The organism is Pseudomonas sp. MD195_PC81_125 (assembly GCF_014060985.1).
Taxonomy (GTDB): domain Bacteria; phylum Pseudomonadota; class Gammaproteobacteria; order Pseudomonadales; family Pseudomonadaceae; genus Aquipseudomonas; species Aquipseudomonas parakoreensis.
The window spans coordinates 1-949 of sequence record NZ_JABULD010000101.1; the positions used below are offsets into that span (position 1 = coordinate 1).

General features: G+C 57.2%; 1 protein-coding gene. It reads right to left on the reverse strand.

All coding sequences use genetic code 11. The features are described from left to right. Positions 1–66: 66 nt before the first annotated feature. Entirely contained in the window at positions 67–471 is a 405-nt protein-coding gene (locus HT737_RS04590; RefSeq protein WP_003225981.1) for a TraR/DksA family transcriptional regulator, read from the reverse strand. Positions 472–949: the final 478 nt, after the last annotated feature.

The window sequence follows — 949 nt, forward strand, 5'->3', positions numbered from 1 at the left end:
GTGTAGGGAGCTGCCGAAGGCTGCGATCTTTTGCAGGCGCCCCCGATTCAGGGGGCAGCCATGGAATCAGGCCTGACGCTGGTGCTTGTCGATCTGCTCGTGACGCTCTTGAGCTTCGATGCAGTATTTGGTGGTCGGGCTGATCAGCAGGCGTTTCAGGCCGATGGCCTCGCCGCTGTCGTCGCACCAGCCAAAACTGTCTTCCTTGATGCGCTCAAGGGCTTGTTCCAGTTGCGGCAGCATGCGCTGGTCGCGATCGATCGCGTTCACCAGCCAGGTGCGCTCTTCTTCAACCGAAGCCGCGTCCGCCGGGTCGGCCGGAGTGTCCAGGCTTTCGATGGCGATACGGTTTTGCTCAATGCGCTCATGGGTTTCGACTTTCATGTTCTGCAACAGCTCAGTGAAGAAAGCGTGCTGCTCGGCATTCATGTAGTCATCTGCCGGCATGGCCAGCAACTTGTCCTTTGTCATTGATATCTCTATAAAAAAACGTGCATTAAGGCGAAATAGGGAGCGTTCCGGCGAACCGTGTCCGGTCGACGAAAAGGCATCGTTTATTGCAAACGCCACCCGGCACTCAATTTACGAAGGGGCGGCAGTCTAAGGCCCGTTTGAGGCCTCAGCAACTGTAAATACCGGGAATTTGTCCGACAAGCCCCGTAAACAGCTCTGACACAGGCGTCATGGCGGTCATCGGAGTGCGTTTATAGCAAGAAATTCAGTCCAACGGCTGTATATAGAAGACAAACGGCTAACCGAGCGGCGGTTGGTCGCATTTTTTTTCAGCCATGCCGCCCGCGCAGTGCATCGTTTCAGCTGCGCAGACGCCGGAAATCTCCCCTGCCAACTCCCCGCACGCCGCCTATCATCAGGCACACCGTAAATAACTGTGGCGAGGGAGCTTGCTCCCGCTGGGTCGCGAAGCGGCCCCCAACTTTGGGCCTGCTGC

Coding starts and splice junctions, on each gene's coding strand:
- HT737_RS04590 (WP_003225981.1), bottom strand. CDS start 471: ATGACAAAGGACAAGTTGCTGGCCATGCCGGCAGATGACTACATGAAT.